The following is a 17,411-nucleotide window of genomic DNA, read 5'->3' as shown; positions in this document are numbered from 1 at the left end:
AATACTTAGTTAAGTTAGATAGAGGTTTAAAAATTAACAACTACATTTAATAAGCATGCTCATTGTAAAGCATTTTAAGGTAATCAAATAGGATTTTGCTTTTTATCATGCAATCTATTGTATTTCTGCTATGCTCCACATTAAGGCTATTGAAAATGTTAAAATATGATAAATCTTATTTTACCCGCTTTAGCTCCCTTTATTAATGACTTAAAAGCTTTAAATATAAAAGGGCAAGGTACTTTTTTGGATATGAAAAAAGTACAATCGTTAATGCAACAATGGGTTCAAAAGAGCGATTGGCTAGAAGAGCAATTTACAATAGTTAATACTCCTAAAGGTTTCAAATCGTGGTTACTCTATGAAGAACCTAATCATGACATGGCAGTAAATTTGGTCGCTTGGCAACCTGGCTGTGAAATTGCCCCCCATGATCACTGCACTTGGGCGGTAGTTGGCTGTATTAGTGGGATTGAGAAAAATTACTTTTGGACACGACTTGATGATGGTTCTATTCCTGGCTATGCTGATCTTAAACGGCAGGAGCCGCCTGTTATTTGTCATCCAGGTGAAGTCATTGCTATAAAAGCCGATCAAATTCATAGTGTCGTTAATATTGCTGATGTCATAGCGATTTCATTACATGTGTATGGCAGAAATTTAAATTATACAAACCGTTGCAAATATGACCCCTCTAAACACACTGTTGAAGATTTTGTAATTGATTTTAACCATTAATAGGTTAAATTAAATCTCCTAGTTTACAATATATTGACATATCGCAAAATTACGATATAATAATAATATGAATATTGTACTTGTATTAAAAGCCCTTTCTAATGAAAGACGCTTGCAAATTCTTGAATGGTTAAAGGAGCCTGCTAAGTATTTTAGCTCCTCGCACTGTGACGTGAGTATAGATGGGGTATGTGTAGGACTTATTGAAAAAAAAGCTGGTTTATCACAATCGACTATATCAGCTTATTTAGCTCAGTTACATCAAGCAGGTCTTATTACCATGGAGCGCCGGGGGCAATGGACTTATTGTAAATTAAATCAACCGTTTATCGAGCAATTTATCCAGGAGCTTAAGACCAGAATATAAAATTTTTTAATCTATTACATCGAAAATTTGCGATATTTAGAAATAAATGAGGAGAGGCCAATGACTAATATTCTTTTAAAACCGTTTAAGCTTAACGACAAAATCGAACTCAGAAACCGTATTGTTATGGCACCTATGACACGCAATAAAGCAACAGATAATTTAATTCCTACCGCAGAAATGGCAGCCTATTATGCAAGGCGCGCAGAGGCAGGATTAATTATTACGGAAGGTACTATTATTCGTCCCGATGGTCGAGGCTATAGCAATACACCTGGTATTTATACTAAAGAGCAAGTAAAAGGCTGGCAGCAAGTTACCCAAGCTGTCCATCAAAAAGGTGGTAAAATCTTTTTACAAATTTGGCATGTTGGCCGTGTCTCTCATCCTATTTTTTTAGATGGCTCATTACCCGTTTCTGCCTCGGAAACCCAAATGAGTGGCCGGGTGCGCAGGGCTGATGGTGAGCTATATTATGGTAAATCAAGAGCGCTTTCCTATTTGGAAATCCAGGAATTAGTAAGTAGTTATGCAACAGCTGCTAAAAAGGCTTTAGAAGCTGGTTTTGATGGCATTGAAATACATGGCGCTAATGGTTATTTAATTGATCAATTTTTACATTACTCAACTAATAAGCGTCAAGATGATTACGGTGATAAACCAGAAAACCTTGCTAGATTTGCCTTAGAAATTGTTGATGCTTGTATAGCAGAAATTGGACCTGAGCGCGTAGGAATTAGGCTATCGCCTGGCGCTTACTTAAATGAGATTGTAGGTGACAACCGCGACGCTGAAGTTTTTCAATATTTATTAACCAAATTAAGTGACAAGAATATTGCTTACCTTCATACCGGTAATTTCGATGATGCAACTCGTTTTCCTGAACTTAATGATGAAACAATGACTGAATTTATGCGCACGCACTTTAATGGACATTTAATTGCCAGCGGCAGCTATACCATACACAAAGCTATTGAACAAATGGCTGCCCATCAATTTGATTTAATTGCTTTTGGTAGACCCTTTATTGCTAATCCTGATTTGGTTAAACGCATCAAAACCGCGGCTAACATGGATTCTTACGATGTCGCAATGTTAGAAACATTAGATTAACTTTTTAAATAAGGCATTTTATGAATACGATAAATTTTAAACAGAGTTCAATTCCTGCTATTGGGTTTGGTACTTTTCAACTTAATGGAAAAGAGCTCATTAATAATATTATTTACGCAATCGATCAAGGTTATAGACACATTGATACCGCTCAAATCTATGGCAATGAGGAAGAAGTTGGGCAAGCTATTGCAGATACTCAGATAAATCGTAGAGAATTATTTATTACCACCAAAGTATGGATTGATAATTTTACCGAAAAAGAATTTCTACCTTCTGTTTTAACAAGCCTTTCTAAGCTTAAAACAGACTATGTTGATTTATTACTCCTGCATTGGCCTACACCGTTAGTGCCTTTAGCAGAAACAATAGCAGCCCTAAACGAGGTGCAAAAACAAGGATATACAAAGTATATTGGTGTGAGTAACTTTCCAATTGCCCAAATGGCACAATCTCTTGAGCTTACAAAGGTTCCACTTCTCATTAATCAAATAGAATTCCATCCGTTATTACAACAGCCAAAAGTGATTGAATTTGCTAAAGCGAAGCAACTTGGCATTATTGCTCATTCATCATTAGCACAAGGGCAATTATTAAAGGAGCCTATTTTAATAACGTTAGCAAAAAAATATGAAAAAGACGTGCCTCAAATTATTTTCCGCTGGCTTTATCAATTAGGCATTCCGTCTTTGATAAGATCAACCCACAAAGAACGTATCACCTCTAATGCCGCTATTTTTGATTTTGAAATCATAGAAGAGGATATGATGGCAATAGCAGCAATTGGCGATAAGGCGCAACGCTTTATTAATCCTGTAGAGCTAGCGCCAATATGGGATGAATAAACAAAGGGTAATGTGCCCAATCAATAAAGCGGCTAAAGAGGTTTGAATTAGTGAGTGACTTTTGGCGTATGATTAGACTCTTCAGTCATTATAAATTCAGTTAATTGATGTAATGATTCAAGAGTCGACTTCATATTTAAAGCCTTTTTTAATTGCTCAAGGTAATCTGCATCAAGGTAACTTAACGCATCTTTTATAGTTAATACTAAATTAGTATTTTCCATTAGCACATCTTGATCTGCTTGTTTAAAATGAGCTTGTTTTTTCCTTTTAATACGTCAATTAAGTGTTTTGCAGCACCTGCTTCATTTGGCATAATTGTTTAAAAAAAGGTAGACGATGTTTTATTTTCTGGCCTTCAATTGTTAAATCAAAACAATACGCCATTAGCTTAATAAAATTTTCAATCATAGGTCGTTGCGGTTCATGCTGCCCTAAAATAGTATTTATAGCATGATGTAACTCGTTTTTTGTCAGGTTAAGTTTTACTTCATTTACCGATTTTATATCTTCAAGCTCTAGTGACTGATTATTGTCTTGTATCGTTTGAGCCTGTCTAAATATTATATAAGCTTGTCATTTTAGCGGTAGATCAATTTTATGAGGTTGTAATAGTCGAATAGCTTCATCTTCATCAACTTGTACATTAAAGTTTAAATCTTTAAGCAAGGCCCTTTCCCATTGTTCTAAGGATTTGATAGATATATTGCGCAGAAAGGATTTCTCATTACTTAAAAGAATAACTTTCTCAAAAGACTCCATAATATCTATATTCCAAACACTACTATCATTACCATTAATAAGGGCAATAGATAGGTAGCAAATTCGTCTAAAGGCAGGGAGTTATCTTTATAATTAGCAAACTTTTTATGCAATTATTCGATAGGACCTAAATAAAATTCTAATTCTGGATTATTATCAAAGGTATTAAAAACATATAAACATACTGCCAAAAATTCCCTTGCTTCATCTCTTTGCTCATGAATAATTTTATTTAAAACAGGCTCTAGTACTTTGATATACCACTTCATAATAACTCACTTATTAGAAAAATTGCTTTATCTATAAACTCAAAGCTAAAGCAATTTAATTTGTAAAGGGAAAATTAGAGCAAGCTAATTAGCTAAAAATTAGCCTTATTTTGTCTATAGAAGCCATGATGACTAAATTTTATTACTTTTAACGCTAGGCGCGTATGGTATCAAAAGTATTGCAGTTTACCAAGAAGATAGATAATGATTTTTTTATGTTGAAAGAGCTTGCTGATTTTCTATATTATTACAGCTTTTCTGCTCTTCTTTACCAGCTTTAGAGCTAAAAAATGATGAGTTTGTATTTGTAAGCGTTTCTAGTTGCTTTCTTTCACCATCTAAATTAGAAAAAGTTTGCTCTAGATTTTCGCAAGCGCTTGAAGAGTTTAGCTGTTTAACTGTGGATAGAGCTATGTTGACTGCTTCAAAGTTTTCAATTGCGTTATCAATATTTGAACGATCATTTGGGTGAAACTCTAACATACCTTTTAAGGCCTTAAAAATTAGAATTCTGCTATCCTCTTCTAATTCTTCAAGTTTATCAAATAAATTAATAAGTAATCTTTCTGCCGAAAATTTTTCCGCAAAGCGTTGGAAAAAAGACGCATAAGTGTCATTGTAGCCACGCCAAATCAGGGCAAGTACACGGCCCATTGAAAAAACATCACTTTTATCGCTTATTATTTTGTCATGAAATACTTCAGGGGCTATGTAGGCAAGAGGGCCTTCGCATTTTGATATTGTTCCATCACTCTTAATACTCATACCATAATCTAAGATGTTGACTCTAATAGGCGGACCTAAATCCACTAAAATATTTTTAGGCTTAATATCACGATGAATAATCTCTATTGCAGTTACCTGGTGTTTAAGAGCTTGCAATAAAGCCATACTTAATTCTATACGCTTTGCTAGTGTTAATACTCTTATACCCTTTTGATCATCATCCAAAATATCATATAACTCTTTCCCAGGTAATAACTTCATTGTGGTATAACTACGTATTGTGCCATCCAAGATAGTTTTTGTAGGCTCTTTAATGCCAAGATGAACTGCTTTTTTTGATAATTGATATTCCTTTTCTAAATTTTTTTCTGAATCTTCAGTGCTATGATCCTGAATTTTTACAACTCGCCGACTTTTATCTTTGCCTTCTTTTTTAAAATTAACTTCTTCATTTTTAATGACTAAGGTATTTTTTATCAATCTTACGGTGCCAAAACTACCTTCTCCAATAGGCTCTTTATTACTAATTACCTCGTAACAAAAACCATGCTTACCTTGTCGTTGATAAATATTATTTTTAAAAATAAATTGCTTGCCATCAAATTCATATATTTTATTTTTCTGCCAATATTTAATGCCCAGGTTGGCGTGATATGCAAAAAAATGTAATAATTCTTTAGTCTCATTTGAATTAAGTTGTCCTGCTTTTAAATTTATTGGTGGCATAAATTAAAACCCTAATAAAATAATGTTTATTTATAGTACATATAGTATAAATAAAGTTCATTAAGGTTATATTAAATAATTGAATTTGCTTAATAGTCGAAACTTATCGCTCTATTTGGTAAGGTTTAATTTTGTCAAAATATTAATTAAATTAGGTTTAATAAGTAGGAAAATTAACTATTTTTTATAATACACAGATTATTTTCTTGCATACGCACCTTTAACTCCGCCATGACTAATTCACCTTGTAAGGCATTGCTAATAATTTCATTGGAAGCCATGTAACTGACTTTAATTGTTAAGCCTGTACTAGTGCCTGCATTAACTAGTTCTTGCCCTGCAGTTTGAAGACGCTGAACGATTATCATACAGCCATCTACTTTAGTATAAGGTAGTAGAAAAAGCATACTTTCATCTAATCGAGAAGCCAGATCACTTTCTCTTATAACTTGACGCAAGCTTGTAAATAGATTTTCAATTAATTCTTTAGATTGCTCTTTTTTGCTTTCATCTTCCCTGTCTTTAACATCTATCTCTAAGGCCATTATGCTAAAGTTAAATAGGCCATAACGCTCAGCTAATTTAATATGCCAATTTAAAATAGACAGAAAAACAGGGTAATCAGTCATTTTAAAATATTGACCAAAGCTGGCATAAAAACTATTTTCTATGCCTAAAACGACATATTCTCCTTGGCGCGTTAAATGATAATTATATAAAGGCTTGCTAATAAATTCATTGGCAGAGGAAGTACGTTGACAACTTAAGCAAACTAATTCCACAATGGGGTCGGCAAAAAAATGACCGCAAGTATTACATAATTTATTTTCAATAGGTTTTTCGTAATCTATACCTGGTGTATTTAATTTTGTGTGACAGTTACTGCAAATTAATCTTTCTTGACGCAAGAACTCTGGTACAGGTGCAATTGTTCCACAAGAAAAACAATGTACCAATTGTTGTGGTTTGAAATTGATTGAACGGCAACTTGGGCAAGAACGTTTTAAATTAATTAATCCTGAAGAACAAGATGGGCAAGTTTCAATTTCATCGATTAAATCACTATGAGCAAGTAAATTTCTTGCCACTAAGCCCTCTAAGAATTTCCAATTATCAATTCCTAAATTATCTTTAAAAAGGATATTTAATAATGGATATTCATATACAAAGGCTGATTTATCGCTTTTATAGCCTTTAACAGGGCAATAAGGGCGGGTATATAAATAAGCCAATAGCATTGATTCTTTATTGGGAGACTGAAAAGTAAAAGGAGAAATATGGCTTATACGCTCATAAATTTTGTTAGCACTGTTTATAAGGTTAGCGTCAGCAGGTCCTGCAAAAAGATGCCTTAAATGAGCCGGTACATCATCATAATAATAAACAGGTATAAACCGATACCCAGGTTTATTTCTTATCTCTTTCAGTAAATCAATCCAATTTTGCTGCGAATTTTTTGTCAATACTAAAGCAAAAGGGGGTTTAGCCGGTAGATCATTAATCAGAATAGCATCGTCTATGCCTAGAGGAAAAAAAAGCTTAACTTCGGTATTTTTTATTACCCAAACACTTTGCTTACTCATCCATGCTCCATTCATTAGACTTCTTGCCTAACCTATTTATTTTACGCAATTGCTGTGTTGCAAAGTTTTCTTTGGTGCTCACTTACTCTAGGTAAACTCCGCTCCTCAAAGCCCTTACGCCTTACACTCACCCAAAATAAACAGCTTAGGTAAGAGGTCTATTCCCCAAAAGCGATTTTCATATCGTTAAAATATAAAATTCCATCCCTGGTTATAATTTTAGCACCTTTTTTAAACTAAGCTTTTGATAGAGCTTTATCCGGATGATGAAAGAGTAAAATGCTAATAATCGCCGATAAGGTTAGGAGGCCCATTAATAAAAAAGCAGTATAAAAATTTCCGCTTAATTGCACGGCAGCACCGGTTATGGTTGGCGCTAAAAATCCTGCAATAGCAAACATGGAATTCATAAAGCCTAATGAAGTACCGGCGCGTTTGGCTGATACATCCATATTAATTGCATAAAAAGGTGTGTTATTACTAAGATTAAAAGCCACTGCAAAAGAAATGGCAATTAAAATGACAGTTAAATCCTTAAAAGTCAAAATCACCAATAGCGATAGAAGAGTAAATAGCTGACCTGCTAAAATCAAATAAGATCGCGCATATCGTAGAGATTTTGTCTTATTATATAGTAAATCTGAAAGATAGCCACCTAACCATAGAAAAAGAGTAGCTAAAATCCAAGGTAGAATAGAAAATAGGCCTATTTGTTTAACACTTAAATGATAGGTGCTAGCTAAGAAATCAGGCAACCAAGTTAAAAAGAAAAACATAGAGTATCCATAAACAAAAAACCCCCAAGCATTGCTTAGAAGCGTTTTATTTTTAAAAAAATAATATTTATCTTCCTTAGTCGAAGTTAATAAAGTGGCTTTAGCGACTTTATTGTCCTTTGATTTATCTAAAAAGAATAAATAACAAAAGGGCCACCATAATAATACTAAGACGGCAAGTACTAAGAACATAAGGCGCCAGCCAAGGTATGTGATTAGAAAGGTAACCACTGGCGCACCTATAGCTAAAGAAAGAGGAACAGCAAAAAGAGAATTTGCTAAAGCTTGGCAACGTGAACGTAAAGGGATCCAATCACTCACTGTTCTGGCAACAGCAGGAAAGCTTGGCCCTTCACCAGCACCAAGGCCAAAACGTGCCAGATAAAGTGAATAAAATCCAGTGGCGAGTCCCGTTAATCCCATAGAACATGTCCATATTAACGTAGATAGCAATAGCACTCGTTTTGAACCATATTTATCGACAAACACGCCCCCTAAAAAAGTCGTGATAAAATACCCTATACCAAAACTTCCAAGTATTAATCCAATAAGATAGCTATTTATTCTTAAAGAGCTGGTAATGACTGGAATGGCATAAGCCATTGCTGAACGGTCAATATAGCTAAGAAAATTTAAAGCAAAAAGTAATATAATCATTGTTCGAGCTTGATTCGATTTATCCATATCTGTGGTAGTCGCTAATCAATGATAATTATTTGACAGTACTTCAAAAAGGAAATTAAAGCAATTTAGGCTTTTAAATGTTTTATTAAGCTATTATATGTAAAAATAATCATATAGCTATTTAAGACAAAAACTAGTTAGAATCACTTGGTTCATTATCAATAGGTAAAGAAAGATCAGGTGCCATCGAATGACCGGCAATTCTGCGAGTTTCATTAGCCCATTCACCTAAATCAATGAGTTTGCAACGTTCTGAGCAAAACGGTCTAAAAGTATTTGCCGTACTCCAAGCTTGGTATTTCCCACACGTGGGGCATGCAATTTTTTTAGCGGTATTCATCTTTATTTTTACAAAAGTATCCTATAACTAATTATGTGGCACAGACTAATTCTTTTCAACATATAAGCGCAGTTGATGTTTAGATTATAGTTATTTACCAATTTTTCTTTTGCCTATTTAACTTAACTAACGGGAGTAAACTAGCATGGAGCACCGAATTGCCATTGTAGTAACAAATACACCTGAATATGAGAAAGTAGGTTATAGAACAGGATTATGGCTAGGCGAGTTAGTTCATTTTTGGAATGTATTACATAAAGCTGGCATAAAAATGGATATTGCGAGCCCTTTAGGCGGCTTTGTACCGTTAGATCCTGAAAGTTTAATGTTAACGCAAGCAGGCCTTACTTTAGGTCTTAAGGGAACGGTTCATCGCTATTATAAAAATCGTGATTTTATGAATTTGTTAGGTCATTCTTTAAAAATTAGTGATCTTAGTCCAGCAAATTATAGTGCGCTTTATTTAACGGGTGGTCATGGAGTATGCTTTGATTTTCCTAAAAGTAAGCATCTTGCAGATTTAATCAGTCAACTTTATACGGCCAACAAAATAATAGCCGCTGTTTGTCATGGTCCAGCTGGATTATTGGAAGCTAAATTAAGCAATGGCCAATATCTTGTTGCAGGGAAAAAGGTAACTAGCTTTTCTTGGCAAGAAGAAAAATGGGCAAAACGCGAGCAAGCCGTACCATTTAATTTAGAAGAAGAATTAATTAAACGGGGCGCGCAATATAGTAAAGCTCCGATTCCTTTTAAAAAGCATATAGTAGAAGATGGCCTGCTTATTACTGGCCAAAATCCAGCGAGTGCGAAAGCAGTAGGAGAGGCAGTATTAAAAAAATTAACTTAATCTTAGATAATTTTAATAACTAAAATAAAAAACTAATTTAAAGCTGGGTAAGTTTAAAAATACAGTGCCCATGTGAAGGTTATTGCTGATCTTAAGCCGCAATTTTATCATCGCTATTTATTAAACAAGCTACCATTTATCACTAATCCATTAATTTGATACTGAGGCTGTTTAAATATCTAGCCCTATACTTTTGATCTACTATTGTGTATAATGTTTATATTTTAAATAAATTGATAATTAAAAATGCTATCTTCAGATCTTTCTTATGTTCAATTTTCAAGTAACATAACCTACCAGGAAGCCCATACGATTAATCAAATATGTGGTGAAATTTTAGTAGAAAACTATAGCAATTATGCTACGCTCACGACTATATTTGATTCAATTGCTTTTAAGCAGCACCTATCAACCGAATCAGCCCTGAAGAGCTTTACTCAAAACCTCTATGCCCATTGTATGCCATTAGCTAATGCGAATGACTCACATGCGCTAGTTTTACAAGCCCTTTTTTATTCCTTTGGGATAGGCTGTAAGAGAAGTTATCAGAATGCCATTGTTTGTTTAAATAAATCCATTGCATTAAATAATACGTATGCTATGCATACTCGCGCTTATATATACAAAGAAGGGCTAGCTGGAAAAGCTAATTACCCTGAAGCTATTCGACTTTATGAACTAGCTATTAAAGGCGGTAATACTGATGCCATGAATAATCGTGCTTGTATGCATGAAGCCGGTCAGGGTGGCCCTGTCAATTACCCTGAAGCTATTCGACTTTATAAACTAGCTATTAAAGGCGGTAATACTAATGCCATAGTTAATCTTGCTTATATGTATGAAACTGGGCAAGGTGTACCTCGCAATTATTCTGAGGCTATTGACCTTTATGAACTAGCTATTAAACAGGGTAATGCAACTGCGATGCACAATCGAGCCTATATGCATCATCATGGTCGAGGTGGGAAGATAAATAAAGCTCAAGCGATTTACCTTTATGAATGTGCTTTACGCAAAGGTCAGATGGCCGCAAAAGAGTGCCTTAACTCTATTAAAATTGATAAGGATTTAGCAAAGCAATTGGTAGATATCCTTTGGGATGATTTAATTCATGGTGGATCTTTTACACAGTCTACTATCTTTGCCTTAGGCCAGTATTGTAAAAAAGAGATTGTTAATCGGATTAAAAACTCGCCTCAAGGTACAAGTATTCTTTTCTTAAAAAATTTATTAAAAGAAGAGTCCACTCATCCATTAGCATTAATTCTTAAAGTAAAACCTAAAGAAAAATCATTAACAAAAAAAGCAGCCAAACAACTTGTATCAATTTTTCATACGCCTACTTCACCTTTACAATCACTTGAAAAACAGGCCGATGACCTACGTAAAACAGGCGTGACTTTTTTTGCCTTATGCAGGCATAAAAATTCATCATTACATGGCTTGGCGCCAGACCTACAAAAAATGATACTATCTATGGCACAGCCGGGAGCCAAAGATGATATAACTTATCAATCTAGAATAAGTGTCAATTAATGAAGAGCCTTGGAAGGCTCTAATACAAAAAACTGAAGCCTCGCTACTTAAGCAAATTATTTAAAAAATAACAAAGTGATTCGTTAAAAATAGGGTAAACTTCTCCAATTGATTGATATTGACAAGTCTTGATAGGGTTTTTTAATGAGCATTTGGATTGACGGCGATGCTTGCCCCAAAGTAATTAAACAAATTATATTTCGAGCAGCCATAAAACGTAATGTCCTTGTTACGATTGTTGCTAATCATTTTGCTCAAATTCCACCATCGCCATTCATTAAACGAGCTATCGTTTCAGCAGGCTTTGATAAAGCGGATAATTATATTATTACACACCTACAGAGCAAAGAACTGGTCATTACCTCGGATATTATTTTGGCCGATCAAGTAATTGAAAAGCAAGCCTATGCACTTAATCCGCGTGGTACGCTGTACTCAGTTAATAATATAAAACAAATTTTAAGCATGCGAAATTTAAATGAATCATTGCGTGACAATGGTTTAATATCTGGAGGAGCAGATAAATTAAGCCCCAAAGAAATCCAAAACTTCTCTAATCATTTAGACCGCTTTATCGCTAGCATGTCTAAATGATTAGATATTTAAGTCATGGACCAATTAGTTATCTTATATTATTAACCGACCTGATAGCCTAATTGATATTCCTTTTTTTCAGTATCTTGAGAATCGGTATTAAACATACTGAAGTTCATTAAAATACCATTACTAGTACTAGGTGTTGCTGATCCTTGAATTAACAATTGTTTTTCTAATGAATTAATTAATTCATCAGCTGACTTTAAAACAGTTGATGATAAAAATTGATATTCTCTTTCTAGCACCATTTTTGCTTCTAAATAGAAATTTTTAGCTTCCACTTGACTTATTGGTAATAAATCTTGTGCCTGAAGACAGCAAGCTTTAATTAAATTAAATGCTATTTTTTCATGTAATGTATTTAGTGAGGATTCTTCTATAGATTCTTTTCGCAAGACTTGTAGGGCTTCATTAGCTAAACGAATGGCTTCCTTATATTGCTTATTTTGTAAATTGGTAATAATTAAATTAGAGTAGATAGGAATTTTTTTAGTATTGTTTGCTGACGAAAGGTAATCTAGATCCAAAATTTCTAAGGCCTTACGATAAGCATCATTTGCTTGAGATAGATTCTTTTTCTTAAAGTAAGAATTACCAACCTCTTTAAAACTAATTGCAAGGTGAGCTAATAATCCTTCAATGATTTGACGCTCCTTACTAAAAGAGGTGGGTAAATTATTATGTGCTTCAATTAAATGGCTATGAATCTGATTCAAATTTGCGATTAGTGTTTCAAGAGAATACTTTTCAAGCAGAACATGGTTCGATTGACTATGATAAACAGCAAATAATTTACGCCCTTTTTCATAATGTTGCCTTGCTTGAATTTCTTTTAGCATTTCACTGATAGCTAGCTTCTCAGGTATATCTTGCGTTAACTGTTGCGCTTCAGTGAGCTTTCTTTCTGCTATATCAAGCACATCAATAAATGATTCCTTTAACTGATTAGCAGAACGTATCATCTGCCTTTTATGATCAGTTAAGGCTTTTTGAACGCTTTGTAAATATTCTTTTGAATCAAAATAATAAATCTCATGATTTACTATTTCCATATGTTTAAATAATATATTAATTCGCTCCAAGCCATCTTTAATACCGTGAGCGAGAACATAATCGAAATCAATTTGAGCATCTCCTAAAGCGATCACTGTGGGTAAATTCTCACCTTTATAAGAAACATCTTTTAAGGCTTGTGCCTGCATAGGGAATGTTAAAAAATAAGGTTTTTGCCTCGATGCAATTATTTGTTCATATTGAATGGGCTTAGCATAACAGTCTAAAACAGCTTGAACCCATTTATCATAATCTTCCTTTGCTAAACCATCTGGCGCATGAAAATAGATGCAAGTCTTTTGCTTGCCAAATTGTCTACCATAGCATTGAGGTATTTTAAACTCTTTCCAGCCTAACTTGCGCAATTCAATCATAGATCGAGCAAAAGTTAATGGTTCAATAGTGTCTGGCGTATCATAAACACGGTCTCTATTCATTTGGAAACGTGCCCAATCACTTGCACTAACTTTGACATAGGCAAGTAAATGATTTGTTACTGGCGGCTCTATAATAGAAACTAACTGAAAAGGGGAGTCAGACGTTTCTTCATTGACTGCCTTTATAACTTCACGTTTTGCCCCTGTACAGTCAAAAACATAATCTGCTTCAATTATTTCCTCATCACCGCGCTCATTTTGCACAACCACACCCGGTTTTTTAGGATCTTTATGCATGCGTAAAAAGCGTTTTTTTTCAATAGGGATACCTAAGCTTTGTGCCTCTTTGTATAAGATTTTTTCTAAATCTCTAATATGTCCAACCGTATTATCTGGCCAAAAATCCTTTTTTAACCCTTCTTTTGCGGTTTCAAAAACACTCGCATTTAAATGACCGGGGCGTGTATAGTTTCCGGCACGCGGATCACAAATAACAACATCTCGTATTCCCTTTTTTCGTAATTTAATTGCAGCATATATACCAGCAGGCCCCCCACCAACGACTATCTTCATAAAAACCCCTAATACTGATTAAAAATAAATCATTATAAGCAATTTATAAACAATATTATATTTAATTAAACTTAAGAAATTATTAAAATATGTTAATTAATTAAAAATTTTGTTTACGTTGAGGGTAAGATTAAAAATTTTACAATTAAGACTTTGATTGAACTATTGTCATCTCTAAATAGAGGTGGCAATATACGCGTAAATATTATAAAGAAGATAACACATGGCTGATAAAAAAAAATTCATGTTACTGGTCATGGTTGCTCTTATGTATACAACGGTATGCATGGAAACCGACATTTATGTCCCTGCTTTTCCAGATATGAAACTCTTTTTTCATAGTACTGCAGCTGCAATTCAAAAAGTATTAAGTATCAATTTTATTGGTATTTTTATTGGTAGCTTATTATTTGGACCTCTTTCCGATGTGTTTGGTCGAAAAAGTATGCTACAACTTGGGCTTGGACTATTTAACCTGACTAGCTGGGGCTGCCTTTGGACAAATCATTTTGATATTTTTCTTCTTTGCCGCTTTGGACAAGGAGTTGGTGCCGCAGCGCCAATGGTCATTACCTTTGCTATGCTACTGGAATCATACCCGCCTCAAAAAGTTGCTCAATTGTGTGGGGGACTTAATCTTTTTATTGCTGGTGTCATGGCAGCAGCGCCAGTTTTGGGTTCTTTTTTGAATATCTATTTCGGTTGGCAATCCACTTTTTTATTGATTGCTCTTCTTACCACTTTTTCTTTGATTGGCACTATCTTTTTCATCTACGAAACACTTCCCACAAATGAACGTAGCACCTTATCCATTCCGACTATTCTTAAGAATTACTGTACTGTGCTAAGCAGTTTCCCTTATATGGGTGCAGCATTCGTTTGTTATATCCTTTTTGGTACGCTCGTTTTGTTTACAGCAAACCTTTCTCTCATTTTTATCGATTATTTAGGAATTTCTAAATCTAGTTATGGCTTTTATCAAGCCATGGCGCCAGGCGCATTTGCCCTATTTTCATTCTTAAGTATTGGTATTATTGCCAAATATGGTATGAATAAAACAAAATTTATGGGTTTAATCACAAGCATTTTAGGAGCAATATTATTACTGCTCACCAGCAGTACAACATCTAATCCCTTTTTAATTTGTGTCGCAATGGTTATTTTAAGCGCTGGTATTACTTTAGCAGCACCCATTTACGGCATACAATCTGCGAATGTGTATCCAGAAATGCGTGGCATTGCAACAGGTATGAGTAATGCATTACGTTACGTCGTAATCGCTAGTATGGTTGCTCTTGGTATGAATGCCTTCAATGGCTCAGTAGGGCCCTTGGCATTATTAATTGGTGGAGCAATTATCATTGCCTGTATGCTGGCTGTAGGTTTAGCACGGAGAGAGTCTAAGCTTGTCTTGGATATACGTGAAATGTAACTAAACACCTCTTTTTTCGGATAATGTGAATAACCTACAAGCCAACCATTTTTTCAAGGTCAAACAAATTTATTTAAAACAAGGAATCAAACATGCCACTTGATATTACCGGTTACGAACTTACCAGGCTTGAAAAAGATATCAATGGAAAATATATTTTTCCTAATATGCCTTGTGGTATTTTGCCATTTTTTATTAATAACGAAGACCAAATAGTTTGGGGTTGTGTTGAAACAAATCGAGTAGGAGTGACCGCTATAGCACCACCAGCAGGAACGCAGGATATTATTGCGCTAAAAAATAATCATCGCTTAACTTTTGAGGTCGCTAAACCTTTAAAAGAAAATAATTATGAATTTTTACAATCCTTCGTTGGCAAACCTATTTCTAATGAAATATATCAAAACCTTATCACTAGTTTAATTCAGGAAGGCTTCGACGTTTATATTGAACATCCATTAGCCACAGCTGCTCATGAAACTAAAGAAGAGCATGGAATTGATCTGCATATAAAAGAGGGGGCTCATAGTAACTTACTAGTTAGCATGTTCGAATTTGACCCGCAAACCATTCTTGCTAAACGCGGTACCACTACTCAAAAAATCTTTGCAGCTCATTTAACCCCTCCGGGTAATGTTACTCTTAATTATACCGATAAGATAGAAGAAAAAATTGATTTAAACAAAGGACGCCCTTTTTATGAAAAAGGAATTTGGACCACTTTAGAGGACTTAAAATTAAGTTTGGAAAAGGAGCAACAATTATTTAAGGCTAGAAAAGAAGCTGGAATATTACCGTTTAATCTTAAACAAATAGCTCTAATTGAGGCTGAATTTAAAGCTTATGCTAGCCGGATAGAATTAATAGAAAAAATAGAAAGTTCAATTAAAACAAATCTTAATTGTGTAATTGCCTCTAAAGCCAATTTGCCAAGCTTAGACTTCATTAATTTACAAAAAAGTAAGAATACTGAAAATAGCCCAATGAATTCTCCATACAACTTGTTTGCATACTCTCCAAAAGTCAAAAGGAATAATGCATCAGAAGAGAAAACTCAAGATTTAATCATTATATAAGATTTAAAACTTCACATTAAAAATATCATGCGCTGAACAAATACTAAAAGGGTATATATTCAGCGCGTATTTAATAGCTTAATTAACTCAACAGATAAATAATCAAAATAGTAATTTTTTGTTTACATATTTATATTTATTATTCATTTATTTAATAAAGAATATAGAAAACTTAATAGAATATTTTTGTTAAAATTAACTATATAGATTGAATTCTTAGAGGTAGCCTATTTGAGTATTGAAAATAAAAATGAACAAGTCCGCAATGCGTGGGTTGCTATTAATAAGCTTAAACCGAAAGAAAAGTACAAACGCTTAAAAGCTTTAAGTTTCCAACTTGACCTATCAGAGCAAATATCACTTGAAGATATTGAGCTGTACGCAGCTATTATAAATTCTGCAAAAAAAATAGCTGGATATCCTAGTCATCTCAATAAAAAATTACAGCAATTGGCGCATCTTAGATTGAAATTATTAGGTATAGACTTATCGGATTTACAGATAGTATTTAAAGAAAGTTTTTTTATTAATGTGGAAGCTGCAGCAATCGGCATTGCTGATCTAGCTTTCTTGCAGCAAGAAATTGAACTTAACAATGAGGAAATAAAGCAAGTTATTTCTCAAGGAGAACGATTGTGTTTCTCTACAGCTGCTGATGGCACTTTTAAAGTGCAAGTTCGTATAGTTAATTTGGAATACCCGGTATTTTCGGAAAAGGAAAATAAAAACCTAGTTGCATATTCCGATATTTTGACCTTGCAATTACCAACAGGTGCCTTAGTAATTACTGATTATTTTTCAATTACCCCTGAAAAAACAATTAAGGTTCCAAGTGGACAATATCGTGTTTGTTTTAATCTAAATAAGCAAGGCACTTACATTATCTGCTTAGCGAAAATAAATTCAGAAACTGAGATCATTAACAATGACACAGACATTCCAACACTTGAGTAAACAGGTTAGCAAAAATGCAGACCGTGGTTACTTC

The 17,411-nt window shown here is 34.1% G+C and carries 18 protein-coding genes; 10 read left to right on the top strand and 8 right to left on the bottom strand.

Annotated elements, in window-relative coordinates; translation table 11 throughout:
- The first annotated feature begins 165 nt into the window (after nt 1-165).
- The 4 genes from DYH30_RS07745 (at nt 166) to DYH30_RS07730 (ending at nt 3,063) form a co-directional block, all read left to right on the top strand.
- Nucleotides 166-738: a cysteine dioxygenase family protein gene (locus DYH30_RS07745; RefSeq protein ID WP_115331108.1), complete on the top strand. Its 573-nt coding sequence runs from the start codon at nt 166-168 to the stop codon at nt 736-738.
- 67 nt (nt 739-805) lie between these two features.
- Nucleotides 806-1,105, top strand: coding sequence for an ArsR/SmtB family transcription factor (locus DYH30_RS07740; RefSeq protein WP_115331107.1), 300 nt, complete (start codon nt 806-808; stop codon nt 1,103-1,105).
- A gap of 60 nt (nt 1,106-1,165) precedes the next feature.
- Complete coding sequence (locus tag DYH30_RS07735) at nt 1,166-2,218, top strand: alkene reductase (RefSeq protein WP_115331106.1); 1,053 nt, start codon at nt 1,166-1,168, stop codon at nt 2,216-2,218.
- Between the two features lie 20 nt (nt 2,219-2,238).
- Nucleotides 2,239-3,063, top strand: a complete 825-nt coding sequence (locus DYH30_RS07730; protein WP_115331105.1) for an aldo/keto reductase — start codon at nt 2,239-2,241, stop codon at nt 3,061-3,063.
- 47 nt (nt 3,064-3,110) lie between these two features.
- Here the strand turns inward: DYH30_RS07730 and DYH30_RS17940 are convergent, their stop codons facing one another.
- From DYH30_RS17940 to DYH30_RS07705, 7 genes are all read right to left on the bottom strand, one after another.
- Nucleotides 3,111-3,287, bottom strand: coding sequence for a hypothetical protein (locus DYH30_RS17940; protein WP_160116178.1), 177 nt, complete (start codon nt 3,285-3,287; stop codon nt 3,111-3,113).
- 352 nt (nt 3,288-3,639) lie between these two features.
- On the bottom strand, nt 3,640-3,825 hold the full coding sequence (locus DYH30_RS07725; RefSeq protein ID WP_115331104.1) for a hypothetical protein: 186 nt from the start codon (nt 3,823-3,825) through the stop codon (nt 3,640-3,642).
- A 113-nt stretch (nt 3,826-3,938) separates the two neighbouring features.
- Complete coding sequence (locus DYH30_RS17935) at nt 3,939-4,094, bottom strand: hypothetical protein (RefSeq protein ID WP_160116177.1); 156 nt, start codon at nt 4,092-4,094, stop codon at nt 3,939-3,941.
- Between the two features lie 213 nt (nt 4,095-4,307).
- The gene (locus DYH30_RS07720) at nt 4,308-5,546 is read right to left on the bottom strand and encodes a protein kinase domain-containing protein (RefSeq protein WP_115331103.1); all 1,239 of its coding nucleotides are present in this window, start codon (nt 5,544-5,546) and stop codon (nt 4,308-4,310) included.
- A gap of 173 nt (nt 5,547-5,719) precedes the next feature.
- Nucleotides 5,720-7,129 carry a TackOD1 domain-containing metal-binding protein gene (locus DYH30_RS07715; protein WP_115331102.1) on the bottom strand — a complete coding sequence of 470 codons (1,410 nt, stop codon included), beginning with the start codon at nt 7,127-7,129 and terminating at the stop codon, nt 5,720-5,722.
- Between the two features lie 236 nt (nt 7,130-7,365).
- Nucleotides 7,366-8,589, bottom strand: coding sequence for an MFS transporter (locus tag DYH30_RS07710; protein WP_207385757.1), 1,224 nt, complete (start codon nt 8,587-8,589; stop codon nt 7,366-7,368).
- A gap of 133 nt (nt 8,590-8,722) precedes the next feature.
- On the bottom strand, nt 8,723-8,929 hold the full coding sequence (locus tag DYH30_RS07705; protein WP_115331100.1) for a DNA gyrase inhibitor YacG: 207 nt from the start codon (nt 8,927-8,929) through the stop codon (nt 8,723-8,725).
- A gap of 145 nt (nt 8,930-9,074) precedes the next feature.
- Here DYH30_RS07705 and DYH30_RS07700 point away from each other — a divergent pair, with 145 nt between their 5' ends.
- From DYH30_RS07700 to DYH30_RS07690, 3 genes are all read left to right on the top strand, one after another.
- Nucleotides 9,075-9,779 carry a type 1 glutamine amidotransferase domain-containing protein gene (locus DYH30_RS07700; protein WP_115331099.1) on the top strand — a complete coding sequence of 235 codons (705 nt, stop codon included), beginning with the start codon at nt 9,075-9,077 and terminating at the stop codon, nt 9,777-9,779.
- Between the two features lie 246 nt (nt 9,780-10,025).
- Entirely contained in the window at nt 10,026-11,315 is a 1,290-nt protein-coding gene (locus tag DYH30_RS07695) for a tetratricopeptide repeat protein (RefSeq protein ID WP_115331098.1), read from the top strand.
- A gap of 144 nt (nt 11,316-11,459) precedes the next feature.
- Nucleotides 11,460-11,909, top strand: coding sequence for a YaiI/YqxD family protein (locus tag DYH30_RS07690; protein WP_115331097.1), 450 nt, complete (start codon nt 11,460-11,462; stop codon nt 11,907-11,909).
- A 41-nt stretch (nt 11,910-11,950) separates the two neighbouring features.
- Here the strand turns inward: DYH30_RS07690 and DYH30_RS07685 are convergent, their stop codons facing one another.
- Nucleotides 11,951-13,915, bottom strand: coding sequence for an FAD-dependent monooxygenase (locus tag DYH30_RS07685; protein ID WP_115331096.1), 1,965 nt, complete (start codon nt 13,913-13,915; stop codon nt 11,951-11,953).
- A 223-nt stretch (nt 13,916-14,138) separates the two neighbouring features.
- Between DYH30_RS07685 and DYH30_RS07680 the strand changes: the two genes are divergently transcribed.
- The 3 genes from DYH30_RS07680 to DYH30_RS07670 all read left to right on the top strand — a co-directional run bounded on the left by DYH30_RS07680 (nt 14,139) and on the right by DYH30_RS07670 (nt 17,377).
- Entirely contained in the window at nt 14,139-15,347 is a 1,209-nt protein-coding gene (locus tag DYH30_RS07680; RefSeq protein ID WP_115331095.1) for an MFS transporter, read from the top strand.
- A gap of 92 nt (nt 15,348-15,439) precedes the next feature.
- Entirely contained in the window at nt 15,440-16,423 is a 984-nt protein-coding gene (locus tag DYH30_RS07675) for a hypothetical protein (RefSeq protein WP_115331094.1), read from the top strand.
- 231 nt (nt 16,424-16,654) lie between these two features.
- On the top strand, nt 16,655-17,377 hold the full coding sequence (locus DYH30_RS07670; RefSeq protein ID WP_115331093.1) for a hypothetical protein: 723 nt from the start codon (nt 16,655-16,657) through the stop codon (nt 17,375-17,377).
- Nucleotides 17,378-17,411: the final 34 nt, after the last annotated feature.

It is taken from the genome of Legionella busanensis, assembly GCF_900461525.1.
Taxonomy (GTDB): domain Bacteria; phylum Pseudomonadota; class Gammaproteobacteria; order Legionellales; family Legionellaceae; genus Legionella_C; species Legionella_C busanensis.
This window is presented reverse-complemented; position numbering and strand designations above follow the sequence as displayed.

Excerpts from the sequence above, each read along its gene's own strand:
- DYH30_RS07745 (WP_115331108.1), top strand. The coding sequence starts at position 166 with ATGATAAATCTTATTTTACCCGCTTTAGCTCCCTTTATTAATGACTTA.
- DYH30_RS07740 (WP_115331107.1), top strand. The coding sequence starts at position 806 with ATGAATATTGTACTTGTATTAAAAGCCCTTTCTAATGAAAGACGCTTG.
- DYH30_RS07735 (WP_115331106.1), top strand. The coding sequence starts at position 1,166 with ATGACTAATATTCTTTTAAAACCGTTTAAGCTTAACGACAAAATCGAA.
- DYH30_RS07730 (WP_115331105.1), top strand. The coding sequence starts at position 2,239 with ATGAATACGATAAATTTTAAACAGAGTTCAATTCCTGCTATTGGGTTT.
- DYH30_RS17940 (WP_160116178.1), bottom strand. The coding sequence starts at position 3,287 with ATGGAAAATACTAATTTAGTATTAACTATAAAAGATGCGTTAAGTTAC.
- DYH30_RS07725 (WP_115331104.1), bottom strand. The coding sequence starts at position 3,825 with ATGGAGTCTTTTGAGAAAGTTATTCTTTTAAGTAATGAGAAATCCTTT.
- DYH30_RS17935 (WP_160116177.1), bottom strand. The coding sequence starts at position 4,094 with ATGAAGTGGTATATCAAAGTACTAGAGCCTGTTTTAAATAAAATTATT.
- DYH30_RS07720 (WP_115331103.1), bottom strand. The coding sequence starts at position 5,546 with ATGCCACCAATAAATTTAAAAGCAGGACAACTTAATTCAAATGAGACT.
- DYH30_RS07715 (WP_115331102.1), bottom strand. The coding sequence starts at position 7,129 with ATGAGTAAGCAAAGTGTTTGGGTAATAAAAAATACCGAAGTTAAGCTT.
- DYH30_RS07710 (WP_207385757.1), bottom strand. The coding sequence starts at position 8,589 with ATGGATAAATCGAATCAAGCTCGAACAATGATTATATTACTTTTTGCT.
- DYH30_RS07705 (WP_115331100.1), bottom strand. The coding sequence starts at position 8,929 with ATGAATACCGCTAAAAAAATTGCATGCCCCACGTGTGGGAAATACCAA.
- DYH30_RS07700 (WP_115331099.1), top strand. The coding sequence starts at position 9,075 with ATGGAGCACCGAATTGCCATTGTAGTAACAAATACACCTGAATATGAG.
- DYH30_RS07695 (WP_115331098.1), top strand. The coding sequence starts at position 10,026 with ATGCTATCTTCAGATCTTTCTTATGTTCAATTTTCAAGTAACATAACC.
- DYH30_RS07690 (WP_115331097.1), top strand. The coding sequence starts at position 11,460 with ATGAGCATTTGGATTGACGGCGATGCTTGCCCCAAAGTAATTAAACAA.
- DYH30_RS07685 (WP_115331096.1), bottom strand. The coding sequence starts at position 13,915 with ATGAAGATAGTCGTTGGTGGGGGGCCTGCTGGTATATATGCTGCAATT.
- DYH30_RS07680 (WP_115331095.1), top strand. The coding sequence starts at position 14,139 with ATGGCTGATAAAAAAAAATTCATGTTACTGGTCATGGTTGCTCTTATG.
- DYH30_RS07675 (WP_115331094.1), top strand. The coding sequence starts at position 15,440 with ATGCCACTTGATATTACCGGTTACGAACTTACCAGGCTTGAAAAAGAT.